General features: G+C 67.6%; 3 protein-coding genes. All 3 read right to left on the bottom strand.

Annotated features, from left to right (window positions below; all coding sequences use genetic code 11):
- The coding region (gene amoC / locus Q9Q40_13620) for a bacterial ammonia monooxygenase, subunit AmoC (GenBank protein MDQ7008258.1) at positions 1 to 777 on the bottom strand (777 nt) is incomplete at its 3' end.
- Positions 778 to 1,100: 323 nt separating this feature from the next.
- Positions 1,101 to 2,015: a hypothetical protein gene (locus Q9Q40_13615; GenBank protein MDQ7008257.1), complete on the bottom strand. Its 915-nt coding sequence runs from the start codon at positions 2,013 to 2,015 to the stop codon at positions 1,101 to 1,103.
- A 1-nt stretch (position 2,016) separates the two neighbouring features.
- Positions 2,017 to 2,988, bottom strand: a complete 972-nt coding sequence (locus Q9Q40_13610) for a hypothetical protein (protein MDQ7008256.1) — start codon at positions 2,986 to 2,988, stop codon at positions 2,017 to 2,019.
- Between the last annotated feature and the right edge of the window lie 291 nt (positions 2,989 to 3,279).

Raw genomic sequence — 3,279 nt, 5'->3', positions numbered from 1 at the left:
GACCTTCGGCAGCAGGACGACGAGCCGGTTCATCACCTGGACCAACAGCCCGCCGAAGGCCAGCGCCGCCCAGCCGAAGACCACGAAGCCCCAGTGCAGCGGCAGGGCGAAGATCTCCTCGGAAGACCAGAAGGCATGGCCCCACTCGTTGTAGGCGACATTGGGCATGATCAGGAAGGGACCCACCACCGCCACCAGCACGGTGACCGACATCCGGTGCGCATAGACCGGGAGCCGGGTCATGGCGTAGATCAACATGCTGCCCCCGAGCAGGATGTACAGCGGGAAGGAGCCGTAGAACAGGATGATGTGGCTCGGGGTGAAGGAGGTGTCACGCAGGACGGTCTGATGCCAGGAGGCATCCTCCTCCGCGAAGTAACTGGCCGCAAAGTAGAGCGCGAACACGTAGGCGGCGATGATGCCGACCCAGACCATGTAGCGCCGGAACTCCTCGTTCGGCTGCAGCCGGTCGAGGTTGCGGTCCCGCGTCAGCCAGAGCCAGGCCCAGGTGATCAGGGACGCCGACCAGATCACCACGCTTTCCACATAGAACAGCGTCATCCAGTAGGTCTCGAAGGCCGGCGTCGTGGCGTCCAGGCCATGCTCCCAGGCCGCCCACTGCTGATACCAGCGTCCGGCCAACGCCAGCACCAGGATGACCGCCATGATCGGCAGGCAGGTGCGCAGCACCGGGCCCGCCACGATGCCCGCGGGGGAGGCGCCGGACTCGCCGGAACTTCCCACCGCCGCTCGAATGTCTTCCGCTCTTGCGCTCATTTTCAATCCTCCTCCTCATACTTCAGCTCGGCCGCCGCAAGCCGCAGGCGCCCCCGGGACGGGCCTGCGGCGGATTGCCGCAAGCCTCACAGACAAACTATAGCCCGGCGAAACGGATTGTCAACACCCTGGGAACAGTCTTTTTACGAATGTCCATGCATCCACCGCTGCGGGAACCGGCCACAGGCCCGGCGGTTGGCAGGCAACGGTTTGTTTTTCTTACTGTTTCACGCAATTGTTGCGCGGGCGGCGCGAATCCGCACCGGACGGCAGGATTGTTGACAGATCATGGAGGCGGGTGGTGGGAGAGGACTCCGGGAGGGTCAGCCGGCATCGTCCGCCAGGCGGTGCAGCCGGATCAGCTCCAGCATGCGCCGGGCGGTCTGCTCGCGGACCATGGTCAGTCCGGGCTTGATGCCGCGCTCGGAGGCCTCGAAGGCGCGCATGGTGTTGCAGATGACCCCGTCCAGGCGCACGCCGGCGCAGACGATGTCGGTCATGTTGCCCCAGTCGGCGAACATCTCCAGGGTCAGCTCGCAGGCGGTGATCATGAACACGGTGGGACCCGGGTGGCCGTCGGACTGCAGGGCCAGCACCTGCTCGCCGATGTAGTGCACCGTGGGAATGAACAGCGGCTTGCCGCGCTCCGCGTCGAGGGCGTTGACACACTTGCCGATGAAGCACTGGCGGCAGACCGGATGTCCGGGATCGGCCCGGCAGGCGTCGCTGAAGCGGCCGCTGGGACACTCGAAGGGCTTGTGGCAGTAGGAGAATCCGACCACGAAGCGGGTGTCCGGGCGGGCGAGCAGGCGCTCCAGCTCCGCCTGGCCGGAAACGCCCAGGAGCCAGAAATCGCCCTCGCGCAGGTAGCGGCGGCGGCGCAGGTAGGAGCGGATCAGCCCCCAGCCGTGGCGCAGGGGATGGCGGAAGACGTAGCGTTGCAGGACCCGGCGCTCGTCGTGGGCGACCAGGTAACGCAGCGCCTTCCAGCGCAGCAGGCGCCGCGTGCGGGCGCGGATCCCCGGCAGGTCCGGCCGCGGGTCCTGCTCGCGCAGGGGGTGGCGCGCGGCCAGCTCCGCAGCCCCGCGGTCCCAGTCGGCCTCGGCCCGCCGCGGGTCCTGGTAGCGGTCCCAGAAGCGCAGCGGCGCTTCCGGCACCGCCCCGGCCGCCGGGGCGGCGGCCCCTCCCCTCCGCCCGGGGGACGGGCCGGAGGGGCCGCCTTCGCCGCCGCGGCTCATGCTAGAAGCCGATGCTCAGCGAGGCGCCCACGGTCCAGAAGTCCCGGTCCTTGTCGGTGTCGTTCACTATAGCGTTGGCGCCCAGGACATTGTTCACCGTCGCCGCGAAGTTGTTGTCGGTGTTGGTGAAGCCCGGCACGTAGTGGTAGCGGGCGTCGAGGCCGAGGAAGATGTTGGGCAACAGCTCGTAATCCACCCCGCCACCGAACACCGCGCCGAGTTCCAGCACCGTGGCCGCGTCCGAGGGCGGGCTGATGACATTGACATCGAAGCCCACGGGGATGATCCAGGGCCGGATCTTCGAGCCCTCCAGGAAGCGGATCTTGGGCGCGGCGCTCAGGGAGAGCATGGTGACGTGGTTGTCGCCCATGACTGCACAATTGGCGACAGCCGTGGCTCCTGTCGTCGCTGTCGCCAAGAGGCATTCGGCAGTCGGGGTGATGAGCACCGAGCGCTGCGAGCCGTAGTCCTTGAATTCGATGGTCAGCTCGCCGCTGAGCCAGGTGCCCGGCATCAGCCCGAGCAGGTCGTCGGACATCAGGAACTCCAGCCCCGCGCTGGCGTACCAGCCGTCGTTGGCGCCGAGCGAGGGAAGCCCCGCAAAGGCCTGCAGGTTGGTGTCGGTGAAGATCTCGCCGCTGCGGTCGTCCAGGGCGTCGGCGTAGCCGCCGCGGAAGGTGACCCGGTTGCCGTACTTGGGCTCGAGGGCGGCGGCCGACTCGACGCGGGTCACGCGCCGCTCCAGCTCCTGCATCGGCGGGGTGCGGCCGGCCTCGATCTCCTGGTGCGCGGACCGGACCTTCTGCTGCTCGGCCTTCATACGGGCCAGTTCCTGCTGCATCTGCTGCATCTGCTGCTGCATCTGCCGGAGCTGGCGCTCCAGGTCCTGCACGGCGTCGGCGCTGGCGGCCGCGGGCGCGAGCATCAGCGCTGCGGCGATGGCCGCGGCCCTCCCCTTGTGTTTAACGCTCACATCGGTCTTGATGTCACTTTCTCTCTTGGTTTGGTCGTGTTGTAGAATCGGCCGGAGCCGGAGTACACCCCTCTCATGATGCAGATTAGACACGAAACGGCCATGTGTCAACAATCATGTGTCCGCCCCGGGCGACAAAACGCCATTTCCGGGTCGCGAAAGGGAGACAGCCGCCCATGGTGTCGACAATCTCCGCCGCCGCGGGGGGCCAGGCCGGGGCAAGGCTTCATTGCCGCGCCACCGCCGAGCGGCCGCCGCGCAGCAGGTATTTCTGGATCTTGCCGGTGGCCG

The sequence above is a fragment of the Acidobacteriota bacterium genome (assembly GCA_030949985.1).
Classification (GTDB): domain Bacteria; phylum Acidobacteriota; class Polarisedimenticolia; order J045; family J045; genus JALTMS01.
The sequence above is the reverse complement of the archived record's forward strand: the minus strand, read 5'-3'. Positions and strand labels throughout refer to the sequence as shown.

What these genes read in the sequence shown, in the direction of transcription:
- Q9Q40_13615 (MDQ7008257.1), bottom strand. Translation starts at nt 2,015, where the DNA reads ATGAGCCGCGGCGGCGAAGGCGGCCCCTCCGGCCCGTCCCCCGGGCGG.